The sequence below is a fragment of the Neolewinella marina genome (genome assembly GCF_002631205.1).
In the GTDB taxonomy this organism is placed as follows: Bacteria; Bacteroidota; Bacteroidia; order Chitinophagales; family Saprospiraceae; genus Neolewinella; species Neolewinella marina.
In genome coordinates this window covers 810213-830702 of record NZ_PDLO01000001.1, presented here as the reverse complement: position 1 = coordinate 830702, position 20490 = coordinate 810213, and the positions used below count along the sequence as shown (strand labels likewise).

The window sequence follows — 20490 nt, the reverse complement described above, 5'->3', positions numbered from 1 at the left end:
GTAAATATGGCATACTTCTTGCAAGTAGGGGGCTAGAAATACACCTCCCTATGTCCAGTATTCAAGATACGTCTTCTGATTTTCAGCATAACACCCTGGCATACATCAATCGTCTCGATCAGCAAAGTGCCCAGGTAGTAGCCCTGGCGGAAGAGTTGCCCATGCCCTTATCGCTTCGTCTGGAGCTGCAGCAAAGCTGGCGCATCACGCGGCAGAAGCTGGCCTACTTCCGGCGGGAGCTGGAGCGGGCGGACGACGGTTTCAAGCGCGAGCTCGAGCAACTGCATAATGCCCTGTTGCCGGAAGTAATCTCTTACCAGGTCCGGGTCGGGGCCATGATGATCTCCGACACCTGCACCGATCACCGCTACCTCCATCGCTGGAAGGCCATCTGGACCAACTTCAAGCTGTAAATCTCGTGGGGGAATTTTCCCTCGTGTGATTAAAATTCATATGTTTGACGGTCCCCGCCGACAACTGCGCGTCAGTCGTGCGGATTAATACCGGGTGGTACCTGTTGTACCGTATTTTCGCGGCCGCTTCCGGTTTCGCGATTACCGGACTGTGCTATACCCAGGTAAATCGTACCAACCTACCCAAATGTCTGTAAGAATCGTTGGCATTGGAGCTTCTGCCGGCGGCCTTGAGGCACTCGAATCTTTTTTCGCCGAACTTCCCACCGGACTGGGTTTGGCTTTCGTGGTGGTACAGCACCTGTCGCCGGACCACGAGAGTCTGTCGCCGGCCATACTGCAGCGCGTCACTCACCTGCGGGTGGTGGCCCTGCGGGAAATGACGGTACCCCAGCCCGACCACGTCTACGTCAGGATGCCAGAGGTGGACGTGCAGGTTGACAAGTTTGCCCTGCGCACCCTTCCCCGCAGTTCCGCCCAGGCCCCGCATTACCGGCCCATCGACGATTTTTTCAGCAGCCTGGCCGCCACCCGGCAGGAAGATGCCATCGCCATCCTGCTGTCCGGCATGGGCACCGACGGCAGCCGTGGCCTGCAGGAGATCCGCGCACGGGGCGGTATCGTGTTGGTGCAGCACCCCGATTCCGCCCGCTTCGACGGGATGCCCCGGGCGGCCCTGGTGGACCAGGCGCCGGATCTGTTACTTCCACCGGGTGAACTGGCGCGGCGGCTGGCGGGCCTCGTAAGCGGGGTGGACGATCCCACGACTACGGAACCCGGACAGCCGGGGCCGGTTGAGCTGCGGCAGGCATTGCTGGACCGTATCAACGAACAATCGCGGATCGACTTTCACCGCTACCGGCCGGGAACCATCGTGCGGCGCATTGAAAAGCGGATGCTGGCCGGCCAGTTCGGCAGTCTCCAGGAATACGTGAGCCACGCCCTGGGCAACGAGGAGGAGTTGCGCGAGCTGCGGCAGAGCTTCCTCATCGGTGTTACCCGTTTCTTCCGGGATGAGGCGGCCTTCGAATGCGTGAGCCGGGAAGTGCTGCCGGTGTTGTTTGCCCAGGACCCGGGCCGCGACGTGCGCATCTGGGTTCCGGCCTGCTCCACGGGGGAAGAAGTGTACTCCCTGGCCATCCTGATCGACGATTACCTGCAGACCCACCAGCTCAGTCGCACCTTCAAGATTTTTGGCTCGGACGTAGACCGGAAAGCCATTGTCGCCGCCGCCAACGGATCCTACCCGGACACCATCGCGGCCAACGTGCCCCAGCCCTTCCTGCGGCGGTATTTCGAGCGTACCCCCCAGGGCTACAACGTCCGCAAGGAGCTCAAGGAGCACGTGCTGTTTGCCGTCCAGAACCTCCTGGAAGAACCGCCCTTCATCCGGATTGATTTTCTTTCCTGTCGCAATTTCCTCATCTATGTCAATGGTGAGGGACAAAAGCGGGTACTCAATAATTTTTACTTCAGCCTCAACCCCGCCGGCGTGCTGATGCTGGGGCCCAGCGAAAGCCTGGGCAGCCTGCAAGCCGCCTTTTCTACCATCGACCGGCGGTGGAAGATTTTCCGCAAGCGGCAGGGGGAAAAGCCGGGGAACAGTCGTCCGCCGCTCCCCGTGGCGGCCCAACCGCCCAGGCCCCCGGCGCGGGTTGTCCCGGAAGCCGCCGAAGCAGCCGCGCCCCCGGACCGTAAACACCCAAACCCTACCGACAAGATCATGGACCATTACGCCCGTTACCTATCCGAGCGCTACGCTCCGACCACGCTTTTCGTCGACCAGCAGTACAACATCCTCTACCTGAACGGGGATTTCAACGGCGTACTTCGGCTCCCGCGTTTCAACGCCCACCTTACGCTGCAAACCGTGGTGAACGACGAGGCCCGCAGCCTGCTCACCGCCGGGGTCGACCGGGTGTTCGCCACCGGGAAAAATGGGAGCTACGATCGCCTGAACGTATCGGAGCACGCCGCGGCCCCCCACTTCGTGAAGGTCCGCCTGAGCCTCCAGGAATTTCTGCAGGTGGATCATCCCGTGGTGATGATCGAATTCACTCCCCTGGCTGGGGAGGTAGACGCCGGTGAAGAGGGAGGCGAGTCCCGGACGGAGGAGAGCTACACCGCCGACCGCCAACTCCGCGAAAAGGTGGAGGTGCTGGAACACGAGTTGATGCGCAGTGAACAGCGGGCCCAGAAGCTGTACAACGAACTGGAGGCGACCAATGAGGAGCTTCAGTCCAGCAACCGGGAGCTGCTGGCCTCCAACGAGGAGATGCAGAGCGCTAACGAAGAGCTGCAGTCGGTAAACGAGGAGCTCTACACGGTCAACAATGAGTTCCAGCGCAAGAATGAGGAGCTCAACAACATCAATAACGACGTCAACAACCTGATGAAGAGCACGCAGATCAGCACGATCTTCGTGGACGATCAGCTGCGCATCCGTCGGTTTACCCCCGGCATCGGCCAGCAGTTCGACCTGCACGTTACCGACCTGGGCCGGCCGATCACTTCCTTTTCCACCCCCTTTGAGGACCTGGACATTGAGTCGCTGTGCCGGACGATCCTGGAAACGAACGACCGCTACGACCGGGAAATCGAAGACCGCCACGGCAACTTCTACCTGCTGCGGATGCTGCCCTACATCACCGACCAGGACCGGGTGGCGGGGGTGGTCATCACCTTCGTCGACATCAACGACCTGGTGCACACCCGGCGGCGGCTCACGGATATGGCCCAGAAATACGCGGCCATCTTCAACAACACGGAAGAGACCATTGCCATCCTCCGGGAGAACAGCCGCATCGAGGAAATCAACCGCTCCCTGGGCGGTCGGGAGCGGGAGGCCCTGGTGGGCACCTACTTTTCCGACCTTATTTCCGCGGTGGAAGACAAGAACCGGTTCAACGAGGGCCTGCGGGCCACCTTCAACGGTAAGGGAGCGGGGCAGTTGTCGCTGTCCATCGAGGACCAGAGCGGGCAAACGCTCTACCTCGACCTCCAGCTGTTGCCGATCGTCCAGGATGGACGGGAGCCCGATACCGGTGAAGTTCACCAGGTCGTGGTGCTCGTCCACGACGTTACCCACTTCGAAGTGGAACGGCAGGAGTCCAACGCCATCATCGACCAGTACAAGAAGACGCTCAGCTACCTGCAGCAGGATGCGGGGCTGCTCAACCTGAACGAACAGCTCATCCTGGTCAACCACATGCCCACCCATCAGCGGGCGCCGGAGCAGTACCCCCAGCGCTATCTGAGCGATTTCGTCCGGCCTGAGGGTTTGGAACGATTCCGTCAGGCGCTGGCCCGCCTCAGGGACGGTAGCCCGATGGAGGAGGTGCGCTACACCGAGGATGAACTGCTGGACGACGCCCACCCCCGCCGGGTACTGTACCGTCCGGTATACATCAACAACCGGCTGCGGTACATCAGCTTCGAGGTGGTGGAGAATATTTAGTGGTTTGCCGGCTGATGCCCAGCTTGCGCATCTTGCTGAACAGCGTCTGGGGGTTAAGGCCGAGCAGCTCGGCGGCCCCTCCCTTGCCGCTGACCTTCCCCTCCGTCATGTTGAGCACGGCCATGATGTGCCGCCGCTGCATTTCCTCAAAATCAAGTACCTCCGGTCCCGCGGACTGGGCCGCGGCCTCGCCTCCTTCTACCGGAGCACGGGTGGGGCCTTCGTGGGCTATTTCCAAGACGTCGCCGGTGCTGATGATGAGGGCCCGCTGGATGATGTTCTCCAGCTCCCGTACGTTGCCGTCAAAAGGGTGATTCATTAACCACTCCATGTCCTGGGGGTGGATTTTCGGCAGGGGACGGTTCGGGGGGGCGTGCTTTTGCAGGAAGTGGTCCACCAGTACGGGAATATCTTCCCGCCGCTCCCGCAGGGGCAGGCTGTGGATGGGGAACACATTGAGGCGGAAGTAAAGGTCCGACCGGAAGGTGCCCTCCATCACCCGTTTGCGGAGGTTGCGGTTGGTGGCGGCGATGATGCGCACGTCGGTCTGAATACTCTCGGTGGCTCCGAGGGGAGTGAATTCCCCGTCCTGCAGTACCCTGAGCAATCGGGTCTGCAGCAGCATGGGCATTTCACCGATCTCGTCGAGAAAGAGGGTGCCCTCGTCGGCCAGTTCGAAACGCCCCAGGTGGTCGGCCCGCGCTCCGGTGAAGGCACCGCGGCGGTAACCGAACAGCTCACTTTCGATGAGGTCGGCGGGCAGAGCGCCGCAGTTCAGGATGAGCAGCGGACGGTTGGCGCGCAGGCTTTTGGCGTGAATGGCCCGGGCGATCAGTTCCTTTCCGGTGCCGGTTTCTCCGGTGATGAGTACCGTGCTGTCGGTAGAGGCCACCTGCTCGATCTGCTCCATGACCCGGCCGTAGGCCGCGCTGCGGCTGATGATGGTGAAGTCGGAGGGGGCGCCGTACTTCTCCTTGATCAGGGCACGCCGCCGGTCCAGTTCCTTGGACATCCGCTCCAGTTCGATTTCCAGGGCCTGCTTGCGCTGCTGCTCGTTGCGCCGCTCGGTAAGGTCGTGGGCCGTAAGCATGAACTGGTCCTGGAATTCAACCTTGCGGATGGGCTTGATCACCACCCGGACCGGGAACAGGGTGCCGTTGCGCCGCTGGAAGCTGGTTTCGTAGCTGACGCTGCCCTGGGCCCGCGCCCGGTCCATCAGCTGGGCCAGGGCCTGGGCGTCGTGTTCGGCGTCGATGTGGGGTAGGGGAGGGTGGGCGTCGCTGCGCTCGAACCCCAACTCGATCATCAGGGGCAGGTTCAGGTGCATGAGCCGGCCGGAGCGGTGTACCCTCAGGGTGAATACCTCCACGTTGTCGAGCAGCCCGTCGAAGCCCCGGGCGGGTTGGTTGCTCAGGATCTCGTCGCTCACGGGGGTGCGGCTGATCATGCCGCAGAGGGCCGGGTGGTGATTAAAGGTTATCCGGCTGGCGAAGAGGATGAGGGGGCGGGGCGACTTGGTCAGCCGGCCCACGGGCAGCACCAGGCGGCGGGTACTGCCACCCAGCTTGAAACTCTGGATGAAACCCCGGTATTCCGCCGGATTGTGGAAGATCCCCAGGCCGAAAACCGTCTGCTCCGCTTCGGCCACGTCGGGCTGGCCGGCAATGGTCACCAGGGGCTGGTTGGCATACACGATGCTGCCGTCGAGGAGGGCAATAAAGCCGGGAATAGGGACCGTTTCAAGGATTTGCCCAATGTCAACAGACTGATCCGGCATTAATAGGGAGGTGTTTCGCCAAAGTACAATAATCCGTCATCAATATAGACCGCCGTGATCGACATTCTCAAATGTCAGCGGCTCAGGGAGCGGGGGATCAGCGTATCGGCATCGAGCTCCCTGAGGTAGCGCGGCACGGTAAATCGTTGGCCGTAGCGCTCCTTCAGTTCACCGCAGCGTTCCAGGAAGTTGTCCTTGCCGCAGCTGTAGATGTAGCGCATCACGCCACCGGTGTATCCGGGGAATCCCCAGCCGTATACGCTGGCCAGGTTGGCGGCCTCGATGTGGCCGATGACCTTCTCCTGCAGGCACCAGCCGGCCTCGATCACCTGAGCGAAGAGGAAGCGGTCCTTCATCCGCTTGCGGTTGTAGTCGTCCTTGGTGACGGGGAAGTGCTCCGCCAGGCCGGGCCAGAGGCGGGCCACCCCCTCCACGTCGTAGTCGTAGAAGCCGACCCGCTTGCTCTTGCCGCTGCGTTCCAGTTCCTCGCGCATTTTGGTCAGGGCGGGCACGGCGGGGTGCTGTTTGTACCGCTTGCCGTAGTGCTCCGCCGCCTGCTGCTCGTACCGCAAAACGAGCTTCAGTCCGAGCTCGTCGGCCATGGCCAGGGGGCCTTTTTTCATCCCCGCCTGCTTGCCCATATTTTCGATGAGGGCGGCGGGGTAGCCCTCCCGGAGCATGGTCACCCCCTCCAGGATGTAGGTATTCAGCACGCGGGCGGCGAAGAACCCCCAGCTGTCCTTGACCACCACGGGCAGCTTGCGGATGGCAATGGCAAAGTCGAAGGCCCGAGCCACCGTCTCGTCGCTGGTTTGGTCCCCCACCACCACCTCGACTACCGAGGTCCGCTCCGCGGGGGAAAAGAAGTGGAGGCCGACGTAATTCTCGGGCCGCAGGCTCTCCTTGCCCAGCTCCGTGATGGGGATGGAAAGGGTATTGGTGGCGAAAATCGAATACTCATCCAGGTGCTCCTCGGCCTCCCGGGTCACCTTGGTTTTTACCGACTTGTTCTCGAACACGGCCTCCACCACGATGTCGCAGTCCTTGAACAGGTGGCTGCTGTTGGTGGTGGTGATCCGGCTGAGCAGCTTTTCGCGGTCTTCGGGCTGGAAGGTACCCCGCTCGGTGTACTCGTCGATCTTTTCGGCTACGTACTCCTTGCCACGGTCGGCGATGGGCTGGCTCACGTCCTTAAGTACCACGTCCAGTCCATTGCGCAAACACAGGAAGGCGATCCCCGAGCCCATCATGCCGGCGCCGATGACCCCTACGCGGCGCGCGCGGAATTTTCCGTAGCCCTTGGGCCGGCCCACGCCGCCGCGCACCGCCTGCTTGTCGAACCAGAAGGTGGAGATCATATTCTTGGTGACCGGGTCGGTGGCCACCCGGGCGTAGTAGCGGCTGTCAAGGCGGTAGGCGGTGGCGAAGTCGAGCTTGCTGGCCTCGGCCAGCAGGTCGATGATGGCCCGCTTGGCGGGGTAGAGGTCGTTGGTCTTGGCGGAGAGGCGGGCCGTCAGCAGGCGGATGCGGTGGCCGAGATTGGGGTCGGCCGCCGTCCCTCCGGGGATGTCGCCGTCAGGGTCGTCCCAGGTGCGGCGCACGTCGTGGTGTTTGAGCAACCACTGCTTGGCGCGGATCAGCATCTCCTCGCGGGTGTTGGCCAGCTCGTCGATCAGGCCCACCTTCAAGGCTTCCTGGGGGCTGTAGCGCCGGCCCTCCAGCAGCAGGGGGTAGGCCCGTTCGATGCCGAGCAGCCACATGAGCCGGATGATGGCCCCCCCGCTGGGGATCAGGCCGATCTTCACCTCGGGGTGGCCGAGCCGCAGTTCGGAGTCGGCCAGCACGATGCGGTAATGGCAGGCCAGGGTGAGTTCGAATCCCGTGCCGAGGGCGTCGCCGTTGATGGCGGCCGCCACTGGCACGCCGGGCACCTCCACGTCGCGCAGGAACTGCTTGAGCTGCTGGGCGGCCTCGTAGGCCTTGGCCGGGTCGTTGAGGCGGTAGAGGTAGTCCAGGTCGCCGCTTTCCAGGAAGTCCTTCTTGGCCGAAGTGATGATCACTCCGTTGAGCTTGCCCGCCGCCTTTTCCTGTTTCAGGTGGTGGATCACCGGGGCGAAAGCGGCTACGATTTCGTGGTTCAGCAGGTTGCCGGATCTCCCGGACATGTCCAGGATCAGGGTGACGATGTTGTCGGTATCCTTACGGTAGTGAATCATAGTCTTTCGATGATGGTCGAGACCGCCAGGCCGGCGCCGGCGTCGATGGTCAGGCTTCCGAGGGTGAGGTCGCGGCGCTCCAGCTCGTCCAGGATCTGGCAGAGCATCATGCCGCCCACGGCCCCCAGGGGCTCACCCAGGGCGATGCTGCCCCCCAGTACGTTGATGCGGTCCTCGTCCATGCCGATACGCTGCTGGAAGCGGATGGCGGGGGCCGCGAAGCTTTCGTTGAATTCCCACAGGTCGATGTCGCCCCGGGTCAGCCCGGCCTGCTTCAGGGCCAGGTCGCTGGCGTTGACCCCCCCGGTGAGCAGGGTGGCGTCGACGGCCGACATGGCCACGGCCCGGATATGGGCCCGCGCCCGGAAACCGAGGCGCTCCCCGGCCGAGCGGTTGCCGAGCAGACAGAGGGAGCAGCCATCGGCGGGCGGACTCGTATTGCCGTTCGTGTGGCAGTGGCCCACGTGGTCTACCAGGGGGAAGCGGTGGAGGGCCATCTCGTCGAAGCCCGCCAGGCCCATCTCCGCGAAGCGGGGCGACAGCTGGGCCAGCTTTTCCAGGTCCAGGTCGGGATCGGGCAGGGCGTCTTCGGACAGGATGGGCAGGCCGTTCTGGTCGGTGATGGGCTCCAGACTGGGCGAGAAATGGCCCGCCGCCCGGGCGGCCACGGCGCGTTCGTGACTCCGCAGGGCGTAGGCGTCCAGATCGCCCTGGCAGAGCCCGTGGGTGCTGGCCACCAGGTCGGCGGCCACCCCCTGGGGGATGTAGTGGCTGTTGATCACGGTGGCCGGATCGTTCATCATGGGGCCCCCGTTGAGGTAGGTGGGTACCCGCGACATGATCTCCAGGCCGCCGGCGATGATGACCTCCCCGTAGCCGGCCGTAATGCGGGCCGCGGCCAGGTTGATGGCCTCCAGTCCGCTGGTGTTAAAGCGGTTGATCTGCAGTCCGCCCCGGGCCTGTCCCCAGCCCGCGTAGAGCAGGGCCGCCCGGGCGATGTTGTAGCCCTGGTCGCCGGCCGGGGTGTTGCAGCCGATGATCAGGTCGTCGATCTCGGCCGGAAGGTCGTCGCGCCCGCTGCGCCGCTGGAAGGCGGCCAGGCACTGGGCCAGGATTTCAATGGGTTTTACCTCGTACAGGTCGGCGGGGTGGACGGCGCGGCCCCGGGGACTGCGCAGCGCGTCGTAGATAAAGGCTTCGGTAGGCAAGGGCGACGGGGCTTGTGGGTTTGTTCGGCAATATAACGCAAGGGGCGACATAGGTTCTGACGCCCCGACCCTGCAACCGGTCTAATATCCTTCGGTGTTAGTAGACTTACCTTGCACCCGCCCCGATACCTAGCGGAAGGGCCCGTATCTTAAAGTAAATTCCCTTGCCATGCCACGTACCCGATTGACCGTTTTCAGCCGCTTCATCCTGTTCCTGCTCATTGCCCTGCCGATCGTCTACGTTGCCGCCGCCCTGTTCAACGGCGAGGATCCGGTGGCCAACGTGAAAGGTTGGCTGGGTATGGATGAGCCCGAACCCCGGGAAGAAAATTACGAAATACCCCCGCCCGACGACCAGCAGCAGGAACAATTGCAGGACCTGCGCATGGAGAACGAACGGCTGAAGCTCGAACTGGAGCGCTGCCGGACCGAGCAGTCGAGCTGATGGGAAGAGACTGGCGCACGAAGTTCCGCTACGGCATCCACGAGTTTTGCTACACCCTGATGACCTTCCCCCGGGCGTGGCAGTTCATGCTCAATCACCGCCTCTGGACGGGCCTGCGGCAGTACGGCTGGGTGGCCCGCGGCCTGATGGTGGTAGGGGTGCTGGCCGGACTCTTCATGATTTCCGAAGTGGTCGACTGGTTCCAGGGCCACGCCGATGCCCCCCTCTACGCCCTGGCCATCGGGTCGGACAGCCTGCTGCTGCGCCTGGTCTGGGATTTCTACGAAAGCCTGTCTGAAGGCACCCTCAACTGGGTGGTGCTGGTATTGCTGGAGGTGGTCATCTACCACTTCATGCGTCGCACCCTCCAGATCATCCTGCGCAAGGACGTGGAGGCCGCCCACCAGTTCCGCCCCTTCCTCCAGGCCCAGATCCGGATGATCCAGGTGTCCATCATGGCGCTCATTCTGCAGGAGATCCTGCTCAACGCCGGCGGTGCCCTGCTGCCGGGCGGACTGGAATGGGTATTTGCCGTGGTGGCCCAGTCGGTCATCCTGGGCTACGCCATTGCCGACAACTACAACGAACAGTTCGGGCTCACCATCCGCCAGAGCCTGCGCCACCTGCGGCGCCACTACATCGGCATCTGCATGGGCCTCGGCCTGCCGCTGTTTCTGCTGCTCAAGGTGCCCGTGGTGGGTACTCTGCTCGGGCCACTGGTCACCTCGGTAGCGGCGGCCATCGTCCTGCGCGAGAAAAGCGACCTCCACCTGGTGGGGTACCGCATGAGTCCCGCTGAGCGCAAGAAAGCCGCAGCCCGGGCCGCCCGCCGCGAGCGGAAGGCCCAACGGAAGGCCGCCCGCTCCCTATCTTGAGGCCATAACCCCGCCCCCCGATGCAGAAATTTGCCGCCTGGTCCGTACACGTCTTCACCGCTTCCGGGCTCCTGGCCGCTTTTATGGGGTTGCTGGCCGTCAGCGTGGGAGATTTCCGCCAGGCGATGCTGTGGATACTGGTGGCCCTCGTCATCGATGGGGTCGACGGTACCCTGGCCCGCATGGCCCGGGTGCGCGAGGTGCTGCCCCGCGTCAGCGGAATGACGATCGATTACGTGATCGACTTCTTTTCCTACGCCATCCTCCCCGCCTACCTCTTTTATGAAGCCTTCGCCGAAATGGCCTACGGACTCCGGCTGGGGTGCTGCTTCGCCATGCTGCTGTCGGCCGCATTGTACTACGGGATCGAGGGCATGGTCAGCGCCGACGGCAAGCACTTCGTCGGCTTCCCGGTGATGTGGAACATGGTGGTGTACGTGCTGGTCTTCGTGGTGCCGGAGCTGCCGCCGGTGGCCATTCTGCTGGCGGTACTGGCGTTCGCGGCCATGCACTTTATGCCCATCCTCTTCGCCTACCCCAGCCGGGGCGGCCGGTGGTGGGCGCTCACCCTGCTGGCCACCGTGGCCTTCCTCGCAGCGGCCGTGATGAACGTCTGGTACTACCCCGAACCCAGCCCGTTCTGGCGGGGCGTTTGCCTGGTCACCACCCTTTATTACGGGGTTCTGGCCGCGGTCGATACCTATTCCGCCGCCGGCGCGCGGGTGCCGGAGGGACGGGCGGAACAGCCTTAGGCCACGGCACCTGCGCGCCGCCGACAACCTATCGCGCCGTTCGGGCGTCCTGTTAGCTACCATCCCCCCAAAGCAACCATCGTCTTGATCCGCAAGCTCCTTTTCTTTTGCTGTCTGGCGCTGCTCACCGTGGCGCAGTTCTTCGGTCTCCAGCGGTGCGCCACCCCCTCGCCGCCCAACGGAGGCCCGCGGGATACCCTGGGCCCCGTCCTCGTAGCGGAAGAGTCGACGCCCAACTTCCAGACCAATTTCCGGCCCGAGCGCATCGAGCTGACCTTCGACGAGTGGGTGGAGCTGGACCAGCAGCAGGAAATCATCATCAGTCCGCCCATCGACCTGACGGGCAACAACCGACCCGCCCTGCGGCGGCGCACCCTGGTGATTCCCCTGGAGGGGGTGGAGTTGCGCGACAGCGTGACCTACGTAGTCAATATCGGGGCCGCCGTCAAGGACCTTAACGAGGGGAACCCGACCGAGAACCTCCGCTTCGTTTTCTCTACCGGGCCGGTGCTCGATACCGCTTCGGTAAGCGGAAACGTGGTCGACGCCTTCAGCGGTGAACCCCTGGACGAGATCGCCGTCACCCTCTACGACAACCTGGCCGACTCGGCCGTCTTCACCGAGAACCCCACCTACTTTGCCCAGACCGACGCCGACGGGGCGTTCACCATCAGCAACGTCCGCCCCGGCCGCTACCGGGCCGTGGCCCTGCAGCGGAACCCCGCCGCCCGGGGCTATTACGCGGACTACAGTGGCGTGTTTCCTCCACTGTCCGTGGGGTTCCTGGACAGCCTGGTCACCGTTGAGGACGGGACCAATGCCGTCGGTACCATCCGGCTTTCGCCCGTCCCCCTGGCTCCGCGGATTGTGGCGGCCGAGGTCGGCAATTACGGACTAATCAAGCTGACCCTGAACCAGCCCGCGGGTGGGGTAGACCTGCGCAGCGACAGCACCTACGTCCGCGCCAACGTAAACGATACCCTGCTCCTGTACTACCGGCAGGCGGGCCCCGATACCCTGCGCGTGGGACGTAACGGGGTATTTCCGGACAGTCTGGTGTTTAATCCCGACCGGGTCGATCCTTCCTTCTCCAGTCCGCTGGCCGTGGTAAACCGCCCGACCTCGAAGGTGAATCCCGGAGAAGGGATCCGCCTGGTCTTCAACCGGCCGGTGGAGGAGCTCGACACCGCCCGCGTGCGCCTCTACCGCGATACCCTGCCGGGGGCCGTGGGCTTCACCTACGAGATTGATAGCCTGTCTCCGGCGGAGGTGAGGCTGCGCCCCGCCCGGGCGCAGGCGGCCCCCTACCGGCTGGAAATGTTGCCGGGGGCCGTCCGCGACTGGTACGGGGAAGAGAACCGGGACTCCATCGTCCGGGCGGTCAACGTCGAATCGACGGAACTGTACGGCGACCTGGTTATCTTCTTCACCAACCTGAACCCCACCATCGATTACATCCTGCGGCTGATCAACGAGAACAACCAGGTCATCCTCGGTTCCCGCCGCTACATCGACGAGCAGTTCGAATACGTGGCCGAGTACAAAAGCCTGAGTCCCGGCACCTACCGCATGGAGCTGATCTACGACAGCAACGGCAACGAACGCTATGACGTGGGCGACCTTCGCTTCGGTCTGCAACCCGAGGTGGTGCAACGTTTTGAGATCGAGCCCCTGCGGGCCAACTGGACGGTGGAAAAAAGGATCGACCTGGAGAACAACTAGGGTAGGCCGCCGTTGCCGTAGCAACAAAATCTGCGCGAATGACCCTGCAAGAAAAGTACCGTGGCGTACTGAATTTAGGTGAAGAAATGAAAGCCCGCAACGCCTTCGTCAAGGAGGATGGCGGGAAACTGCGCTACAACGCCGTCGTCGATAACCAGCACGAGAAGGACCAGCTCTGGGACGAGATCAAACGCAGCGGCGGCGAGAACCCCCGCGATATCGAAGCCGACATTAAGGTGACGAATACCGCCTACTACGCCAAACACACGGTACAGAAGGGCGACAGCCTGTCCAAAATGGCCAAGGAATACTACGGCGATCCCATGGACTACAAGCGGATTTTCCAGGCCAACACCGACGTGCTGGAAAACCCCAATATGATCTATCCCGGTCAGGAACTGGTGATTCCCTTCCCCGAGGGGCGGTCACCGGATCAGTAGCTGCTGATCGTAGTGTCAGATAAAGGGGGGAACAGGCTGACGGGAGGGGTAGAAACCAGGTCATAGTGACATTTTGGCACCAAGATTCCAGTTTTTCATGACAAACTGTCGTTTGCTCTGATTTGTTTGTTTTGGCCCGTGAGTTGCTTGGCAGAGGGTAACCAATCAAAAATCTTCTGCCATGAAACTCATCAATTATCATCGTCCATTCCCCGCCTCCTTCCGCTTCTTTGACGATTTCCGTCAGGCTGAGCGCCGGCACACCCCGCCGGTAAACATTCGGGAAACGGAGGACCATTTCTACCTGGAAATGCTGGCCCCCGGTCGCCGGAAGGAGCTGTTTTCGGTCGACTTCTTCGACGGTATCCTGGAAGTGAGCTACACCAGCGAAAAGACCGGTGCCGAAGATCAGGTCGACTACCTGCGGCATGAATTTGACCTGCCGGACTTCAGCCGTCGCTTCCAGCTCAACAACGAGGTGATCGACGACGAGGCCATCCAGGCTACCTACACCGATGGTGTCCTCCGGCTGGCCATGCCCAAGCGCGAGCAGGCGGTCAAGACCGTGCGCCAGATCGCCGTTGCCTAACGGTCCGCTATTTGAACTGAATCATTTTGTAAGCCGCTACCGATCGCTCGGGGCGGCTTACGTATTTGGGGAGGGTGGGGGAGCCAGGTTTTCCGCTTCGGAATTGGGGGTGTCGTCGAATTCAACACGTATGGGGATATCCCGCTCGCTGCCGTAGAGCCGGATTTCGGTGATGTCGGCCGGCAGGTTGTAGTGGGCGGCGTCGATGGCGTTCTTGATGTCGCGGATCACCTCCCCCCTCACCTGCAGGGCCCCCGCCCGGAAGTCCTTGGTATCCAGCCAGAAATACACCTTCAGGTTGACGGTGCTGGCGGCCAGCGCGTCCTCGGCCACGAAGCTGATGTGTTCGCCGTCGTGGATGATGCGGTAGTGAGTATCGAGTACGCCCTGGATGACGTCCTTGGCCCCCTGGATATCGTCCTCGTAGGCGATGCCCACGATGAAGTCGTAGCGGATAAAGCCGTCGGCCGTGTAGTTCTGCACCGGCTGGGTGAGCACGTCGGAGTTGGGGATGTACACGTCCTTGCCGTCGAAGGTTTTGATGTGGGTATAGCGGAACTGCAGGCTCTTCACCTTGCCGAAGTGGTCGACTACCCTAATGGTGTCGTTGATGTTGAAGGGGCGGTTGAAGGCCAGGATGATTCCGGAGATGAAGTTCTCGCCGATGTCGCGGAAGGCGAAGCCCAGGATGAGGGCACTGGCCCCCAGGGCGCTGAAGAGGGCGGTGGCGATGCCGCTGAGACCGGCCGCCCGCAGGGCGAGGAGGGCAGCACCGATGATGATGAGCACCTTGAGGGTGGTCAACAGGAAACGCCCCATCAGGGGGTCGTCCATGCGGCCCAGGACCCGGGAGCCGAAGAAGCGGGCGATTGCCCGGGCGGCGAACAGGCCGACAATCATGATGACCAGGGCGAGGATGATTCCCGGGATGGCCTCCAGGAAGTTGTTCCAGGCTTCAATAAATATGGTGCCCAGGTCCCTTACTTCTTCTTCCATGCCCCTCCAACCCCCAGGCTGCCCGGGGTGTTTGCCGGCGGGACTAGTTGTATTCCCGTACCAGGATCAGGGTATCGAGCTGCAGCTGCCGCCGGATGAACAGTTGCATGCGGTCCACGTCTGCGGTGGCAATGCGTGGTGTACCTTCCCGGATCGTCACCAGGGGCAGGCTTTCGGCGTAGGGGGGCTCATCGTCCGGGCCGAAGCGGCGCATGCTTTGCACCTTGCCCAGCCGCACCCCGCTCACGCCGGGGAAGGCCAGCATCAGCTGCTGGGAAAAATCCACGAAGGCCAGGCTGTCCATGCGGTAGCCCCGCATCGCATCGAGCATCTGCTGTTGCTGTCGCTCGTTCCGGATCTCGGATTCCTCCAGCGCCTGCAGGCGGCTGTTGATGTCCTGGAGGCTGGCCAGTTCCCCCTTGATACCCGCGATTTCCGAGGGACTGAAGCTGGTATCCACCACCACCCGCGCACCCGCCACCCGGTAGGGGGGCGCCTGCAGCATTTCGCTGTAGATCGCCAGGCTGTCGGTGGGAATCTGCCGGTCGGTAACGGGGAAGATGAGCAGGGGGCGCCGGGGATTGCGGCGGTCAAAAATGGAGGAGCTGGCCCCGGTAGGGAAATAGCGCTCGGTGAACAACTCCACGGCCCGGGCCTCCCGCTGCCGGTTTAGCATGTCGCGGAAAATGTAGTAGCCCGGCAGAATCATCAGGACGCTGATCAGGCCAATGATGATCTGGCTGCGCCGGCTCTCGCGCCGGGTCATGTACGTACGGTAGGGGAAACGCAGCAGCCGGATGATCACGTAGGCAGTGGCCGCGATAAAGAAGGAGTTCAGGAAGAACAGGTAAAAGGCCCGCCAGAAGATGGTGAAATCACCGCCGGATTTGATGCCTACCGTAAGCCCGTAACCCGCCACGCAGAGCGGGGGCATCAGGGCGGTCGCGATGGCTACCCCCGGGATGGCGTTCGTTTTGTCGGACCGCGTAACGGAGATGATGCCGGCCAGTCCACCGAAAACCGCGATCAGTCCGTCCAGCAGGGTGGGCTCCGTGCGCGACCGCATTTCGGAGGTGAAGACGTCCAGGGGGGTGAAGTAGAAGTAGATGGAACTGGTGATAAGGGCGATGGCAATCGCGATGCTGAAGTTCTTGAGGGCGATTTCCAGCATGCCCCGGTCGTTCGTGCCCACGCTCAGTCCCACCCCCAGGATGGGGTTCATCAGGGGGGAAATCAGCATGGCGCCGATGATGACCGCCCCGGAGTTCAGGTTCAGGCCCAGGCTGGCAATCATGATCGAGCATACCAGCATCCAGGCATTGCTGCCGCGCATGATGTTTCCGTTCGTGATGGAAAGCACCGCTCCTTCCCGGTCGCTGCCCACTCGCAGGTTCATGAAATCGCGGAACCACTGCTGGAATCCGCCTTCTCCGGGCGTGGTTTCCCCGGAATGCGGTGGTTTTCTTTTCTCTTCCATGCGTGGGGGGGCTTACACTAGAATGCCGTCGATCATCTCCAGGCGGCGGTCGCTCATCTCGGCCAGTTCCTCATTGTGGGTCACGATGATGAAGCTCTGCCCGAAGTCCGCCCGCAAGCGGAACAACAACTCGTGCAACTCCTGGGAGTTCACGGAATCCAGGTTGCCGCTCGGCTCGTCGGCAAAGACGATGGCCGGCTCGTTCATCAGGGCGCGGGCTACGGCTACCCGCTGCTGTTCGCCGCCACTCATCTGGTCGGGCTTGTGGGTGGCGCGGTTCGCCAGTCCGAGGTAGCTCAGCAGTTCCCGGCCCCGGCGCTCGGCCCCGGCCTGGTCGCGGTTGGCGATGTAGGCAGGGATGCAGACGTTCTCCAGGGCGGTAAACTCCGGCAGCAGGTGGTGGAACTGGAAGACAAAGCCGATGCGCTCGTTGCGGAAGGCGGCCAGCCGCTTATCGCGCATGGCGAAGACGTCTTCCTGCCCGATGAGCAACTGACCTTCGTCCGGCCGGTCCAGGGTGCCGAGAATGTGCAACAGGGTACTCTTGCCGGCCCCGCTCTTGCCCACGATACTCACTACCTCGCCGGCGGCGATGGTGAGGTCTACCCCCCGCAGTACCTCCAGTTCGCCGTAACGCTTCTTGATGTTGGTGGCCTCTAGCATACGTCAGTTGAAAATGATGGTCCGGTTGCCAAAGGGCAACACGAGGTGGCGGAGTTGGAGGTAGACGGCCTGGCTCAGCACCCGCTTCTCTACGTCCTTGCCGATGCGCTTCAGGTCGTCCACGGTGTGGTGGTGGCTGACGGGCTCGACCGACTGGGCAATGATCGGCCCCTCGTCGAGGTCGGCGGTCACGTAGTGGCTGGTGGCCCCGATCAGCTTCACCCCCCGCTCAAAGGCCCGCTCGTAGGGGCGGGCGCCCTTGAAGGCGGGCAGGAAGGAGTGGTGGATGTTAATGACCCGGTACGACCAGGTGCGGCAGAAGGCGTCGGACAACACCTGCATGTAGCGGGCCAGGACGATGAAATCCGTATTCAGTTCCCGCAGGAGGGCGGTGGTCTTCTCCTCCTGCTCCGTCTTATTCTCCCGGTTGATGGGGATGTGGTGAAAGGGAATGTCAAAGCGTTCGGCGATGTACTCCAGCTGCCGGTGATTGCTCACGATGGCCGTGATGTCGCAGTCGAATTCGCCGGTGCCGTGGCGCTGCAGCAGGTCGTACAGGCAGTGGCTGGCCTTGCTCACGAAGATGGCCATCCGGGGCCGCTTCTCGGTAAAGTGCAGCTGCCACTCCATCCCGTAGGCCTTGCCGATCAGCGTTTCGAAGTAGTCGCTGATCTTGTCCGGGGGGATAAGGAAATTGTCCAGGTCCCACTCGATCCGCATGAAGAACTGCCCGACGTGGCGGTCAACGTGCTGGTCCAGGTTGATGATGTTACCCCGGTTGCGGTGGACAAACTCCGTGACCTGGGCAACCAGGCCCGGCTGGTCGGGACAATGAATAAGTAGAATGGCACTGTTGGACACCGGGAATGCTGAATTTGGGGCGGGAAGATAACACTCCCGGACCGCCCCACCTGAATACAAAAACCCCCTCACCAGGGGCGAGGGGGTTCCAAACGTTGTGAAGTCTTAGGTCTGTTAGACGTTCTTGTAGGTCTGCTTGAGCTGCTTGAGCTCGGCTACCGTCCGTTCGATGGTCTCGAGCTGGCGGGTGATCACCTGCCGTGCGTCGCTAGAGTAGCTGGTGTCGGTCAGTACGTCGCGGTAGGTTTCGACGGCGCTCTCGTCACCGCGGATGCACTCCTGAAGTACGGCGGCTTCGTCCTGGGTGGCCAGGGCCGACTTGATGTCGATCCAGGCGCGGTGCAGGGCGGCACCGGTGCTGCCACCTTTGTCTACCTCACCGCCCAGCTGGGTGATGAAGGGCTTGATCTCGTGGCCGAAGTTGTAACGCTGCTGGCTGAGCTCTCGGAATTTGGTGGCCAGCGATACGCTGTCTACCTCTTCGGCGGCTTCCTTGTAGCCCTTTTCGCCGTCGTAAAGGGTGGTGATGAGTCGGTTAAGTCCTTTGGTCTGTTTGTTGCTGATAGTGTCCATGCGGGAATAAATTAGAAACGGAGAATACTCTCCGCTGATGTAGAAAAAATAATATGCGTAAAACCCCCGTATTCACGAGGGTTGCACTACTATAACGTAGGCCGTCAAACAGACGTTCGGTTCCCGTTCAAAATTTTCCTCGGAGCTACTTGACGCGGATGGTACTTTCTCCGCGCTGGGTCATGTCTTTCTCCAGCATACGCTGTTCGAGCCACTTGCGGTTCTCGGCGATTTCGCCGTTGAGGTACTTTTCGATCATCAGGCTGGCGATGGGGGCGGCTACGGTACCGCCGAAGCCACCGTTTTCCACGTAGACCATGATGGCGATCTTGGGGTCGTCGGCGGGGGCGAAGGCCACGAAGCTGGAGTGGTCGCCGTGGGAGTTCTGAATCGTCCCGGTCTTGCCACAAACCTCGATGCCGGGTACGTTGGCCACGCGGGCCGTTCCCTCCGTTACGGTTTTTCGCATGCCGCGCACCACGGTTTCGAAGTGCTCGCGGTCGATGTCGATATCGTGGCGCTGGGGGTCCAGCCGGCGGGTGGTGCCCTGGTTGCCCTCCTGTACTTCCTTGACCAGGTGGGGGGTGTACCAGTGGCCCCGGTTGGCGATGGCGGCGGCCATATTGGCCGTCTGCAGGGCCGTAAGCTCGTATTCGCCCTGCCCGATGGCGAGGGAGCGGATCCAGATGGCGCGCCAGAACTGGTCGCGGGCGAACCGCTCGGTGTAGTATTCCGAGGTGGGGACGTTGCCGGCAATCTCCCCGGGGAAGTCGATGCCCAGTTTCTGGCCGAGTCCGAACTGGTAGAGGTATTCGTTGAACTCATCCAACCCGCGCTCCGGCGTCAGGCTGCCGTAGCGGTTGATGTTCTCCAGCCAGGCGGTGACGAAGTAGGCGTTGCAGCTCTGGGCGATGGCATCCTCCACGCTGCGGCAGGTAGCGTGGCTGTGGCAGCCCAGCAGTACCCGCCCGCCGCTGGCAAAGCCGCCGGGGCAGGAAATCGAGCGGTTGGCCTCCAGGGTGCCGGTCTCCATGGCGATCAGGGCCACCAGCGTCTTGAAGGGCGAGCCCGGGGGGTACTTGCCGTTGATGGCCCGGTTGAGCAGGGGCTGGAGGGTGTCGTGCTGCAGGCGGGTGAAGGAGCGCCCGCGGTCGCGCCCGATGCGGAGCGAGCGGGGGTCGTAGGTGGGTGCCGAGATCATGGTGAGCACCTCGCCGGTGCTGGGCTCCAGGGCCACGATACTGCCGATCTTGTTAATCATCAGCGATTCCCCGTACTCCTGCAGTTCCAGGTCGATAGTGGTGACCAGGTCGGTGCCCACCGTGGCGTTGACGTCGAGGGCACCGCCGAGCACTTCTCCGGCTTCGCGGCCCAGGCGGTCGCGGTATACCAGGCGGCGGCCCTTGTCGCCCCGCAGCACGCTTTCGTACTGGTACTCCAGTCCGGAAATGCCGTGGTAATCCCCCGATACGTAGCGCCCGCCGCCGCGGTCGATGGTGCGCTGGCTCACTTCCCCCATGTAGCCTAGCAGGTGAGCGGCTACGGTGTGGGGGTAGTTGCGGGAGGACCGCAGGCTGGCCGAAAAGCCCGGAAACTGGAACAGGTTCTCCTGGAAGGTGGCGTAGACGGCCGGAGAGACGTTCGAGAGGAAGGTGAAGGGCTTGGATTTACTGTACTTGCCGCCCCATACCTCGGGGATGGCCTCCTCAAAGTAGTCGCGGGTGATGCCCAGCAGCTCGCAGAAGCGCAGGGTATCGAAGGTGGCCGCCCGGGCGGAAAACTGGTTGTAGGTCAGCTCGATCTGGTAGATCGGCTCGTTGATGGTGAGCAGCTTGCCGTTGCGGTCGAGCATCAGGCCACGGGCCGGGTACTGGTCGATCTGGCTGTTGCCGACGCTCTCGGCCCGGGTACGCCAGGCGTCGCTCACCACCTGGAGGTGGAAAGCCTTGCCGAGCAGCATCAGGGTGATCACCACCATAATGGTGCGGATGCTGATGGTTCGTACGTCTGGTTTCGTGGCAGCCAT

At 62.5% G+C, this 20490-nt stretch carries 17 protein-coding genes; 8 read left to right on the top strand and 9 right to left on the bottom strand.

From position 1 onward, the window contains the following. Positions 1–50 precede the first annotated feature (50 nt). On the top strand, positions 51–413 hold the full coding sequence (locus CGL56_RS03380; protein ID WP_099105074.1) for a hypothetical protein: 363 nt from the start codon (positions 51–53) through the stop codon (positions 411–413). Between the two features lie 187 nt (positions 414–600). Next, positions 601–3870 (top strand): CheR family methyltransferase, encoded by a 3270-nt coding sequence (locus CGL56_RS03375; RefSeq protein ID WP_099105073.1) that lies wholly within the window; start codon positions 601–603, stop codon positions 3868–3870. On the opposite strand, the gene CGL56_RS03370 is transcribed toward CGL56_RS03375, so the two are convergent. From CGL56_RS03370 to CGL56_RS03360, 3 genes are all read right to left on the bottom strand, one after another. After that, positions 3842–5647, bottom strand: coding sequence for a sigma 54-interacting transcriptional regulator (locus tag CGL56_RS03370; RefSeq protein WP_099105072.1), 1806 nt, complete (start codon positions 5645–5647; stop codon positions 3842–3844). The genes CGL56_RS03375 and CGL56_RS03370 overlap by 29 nt on opposite strands. A gap of 74 nt (positions 5648–5721) precedes the next feature. Then, on the bottom strand, positions 5722–7863 hold the full coding sequence (locus tag CGL56_RS03365; RefSeq protein WP_099105071.1) for a 3-hydroxyacyl-CoA dehydrogenase NAD-binding domain-containing protein: 2142 nt from the start codon (positions 7861–7863) through the stop codon (positions 5722–5724). Then, on the bottom strand, positions 7860–9071 hold the full coding sequence (locus CGL56_RS03360; protein ID WP_099105070.1) for an acetyl-CoA C-acyltransferase: 1212 nt from the start codon (positions 9069–9071) through the stop codon (positions 7860–7862). Before CGL56_RS03360 ends, CGL56_RS03365 begins: the two co-directional genes overlap by 4 nt. A gap of 169 nt (positions 9072–9240) precedes the next feature. On the opposite strand from CGL56_RS03360, the gene CGL56_RS03355 reads away from it, so the two are divergent. The 6 genes from CGL56_RS03355 to CGL56_RS03330 all read left to right on the top strand — a co-directional run bounded on the left by CGL56_RS03355 (position 9241) and on the right by CGL56_RS03330 (position 13894). Next, positions 9241–9516: a hypothetical protein gene (locus tag CGL56_RS03355; protein WP_143470585.1), complete on the top strand. Its 276-nt coding sequence runs from the start codon at positions 9241–9243 to the stop codon at positions 9514–9516. Further along, positions 9516–10391 (top strand): hypothetical protein, encoded by an 876-nt coding sequence (locus CGL56_RS03350; RefSeq protein ID WP_099105068.1) that lies wholly within the window; start codon positions 9516–9518, stop codon positions 10389–10391. Before CGL56_RS03355 ends, CGL56_RS03350 begins: the two co-directional genes overlap by 1 nt. A gap of 20 nt (positions 10392–10411) precedes the next feature. After that, entirely contained in the window at positions 10412–11143 is a 732-nt protein-coding gene (locus CGL56_RS03345; RefSeq protein ID WP_099105067.1) for a CDP-alcohol phosphatidyltransferase family protein, read from the top strand. A gap of 84 nt (positions 11144–11227) precedes the next feature. Next, on the top strand, positions 11228–12865 hold the full coding sequence (locus tag CGL56_RS03340) for an Ig-like domain-containing protein (RefSeq protein WP_099105066.1): 1638 nt from the start codon (positions 11228–11230) through the stop codon (positions 12863–12865). Between the two features lie 38 nt (positions 12866–12903). Continuing rightward, positions 12904–13305, top strand: coding sequence for a LysM peptidoglycan-binding domain-containing protein (locus CGL56_RS03335; protein ID WP_099105065.1), 402 nt, complete (start codon positions 12904–12906; stop codon positions 13303–13305). A gap of 181 nt (positions 13306–13486) precedes the next feature. Further along, on the top strand, positions 13487–13894 hold the full coding sequence (locus tag CGL56_RS03330; protein WP_099105064.1) for an Hsp20/alpha crystallin family protein: 408 nt from the start codon (positions 13487–13489) through the stop codon (positions 13892–13894). Positions 13895–13951: 57 nt separating this feature from the next. On the opposite strand, the gene CGL56_RS03325 is transcribed toward CGL56_RS03330, so the two are convergent. The 6 genes from CGL56_RS03325 to mrdA form a co-directional block, all read right to left on the bottom strand. Beyond that, a complete protein-coding gene (locus tag CGL56_RS03325; protein WP_099105063.1) occupies positions 13952–14890 on the bottom strand; it encodes a mechanosensitive ion channel family protein in 939 nt (312 codons plus the stop codon). Positions 14891–14933: 43 nt separating this feature from the next. Beyond that, entirely contained in the window at positions 14934–16367 is a 1434-nt protein-coding gene (locus CGL56_RS03320; RefSeq protein WP_099105062.1) for a DUF389 domain-containing protein, read from the bottom strand. Positions 16368–16379: 12 nt separating this feature from the next. Beyond that, positions 16380–17030, bottom strand: coding sequence for an ABC transporter ATP-binding protein (locus tag CGL56_RS03315; protein ID WP_099105061.1), 651 nt, complete (start codon positions 17028–17030; stop codon positions 16380–16382). Positions 17031–17033: 3 nt separating this feature from the next. Then, positions 17034–17891: a formyltetrahydrofolate deformylase gene (purU, locus tag CGL56_RS03310; protein WP_099105060.1), complete on the bottom strand. Its 858-nt coding sequence runs from the start codon at positions 17889–17891 to the stop codon at positions 17034–17036. 114 nt (positions 17892–18005) lie between these two features. After that, positions 18006–18464, bottom strand: coding sequence for a ferritin-like domain-containing protein (locus CGL56_RS03305; RefSeq protein WP_099105059.1), 459 nt, complete (start codon positions 18462–18464; stop codon positions 18006–18008). 145 nt (positions 18465–18609) lie between these two features. Then, positions 18610–20490: a penicillin-binding protein 2 gene (mrdA, locus tag CGL56_RS03300; protein WP_099105058.1), complete on the bottom strand. Its 1881-nt coding sequence runs from the start codon at positions 20488–20490 to the stop codon at positions 18610–18612.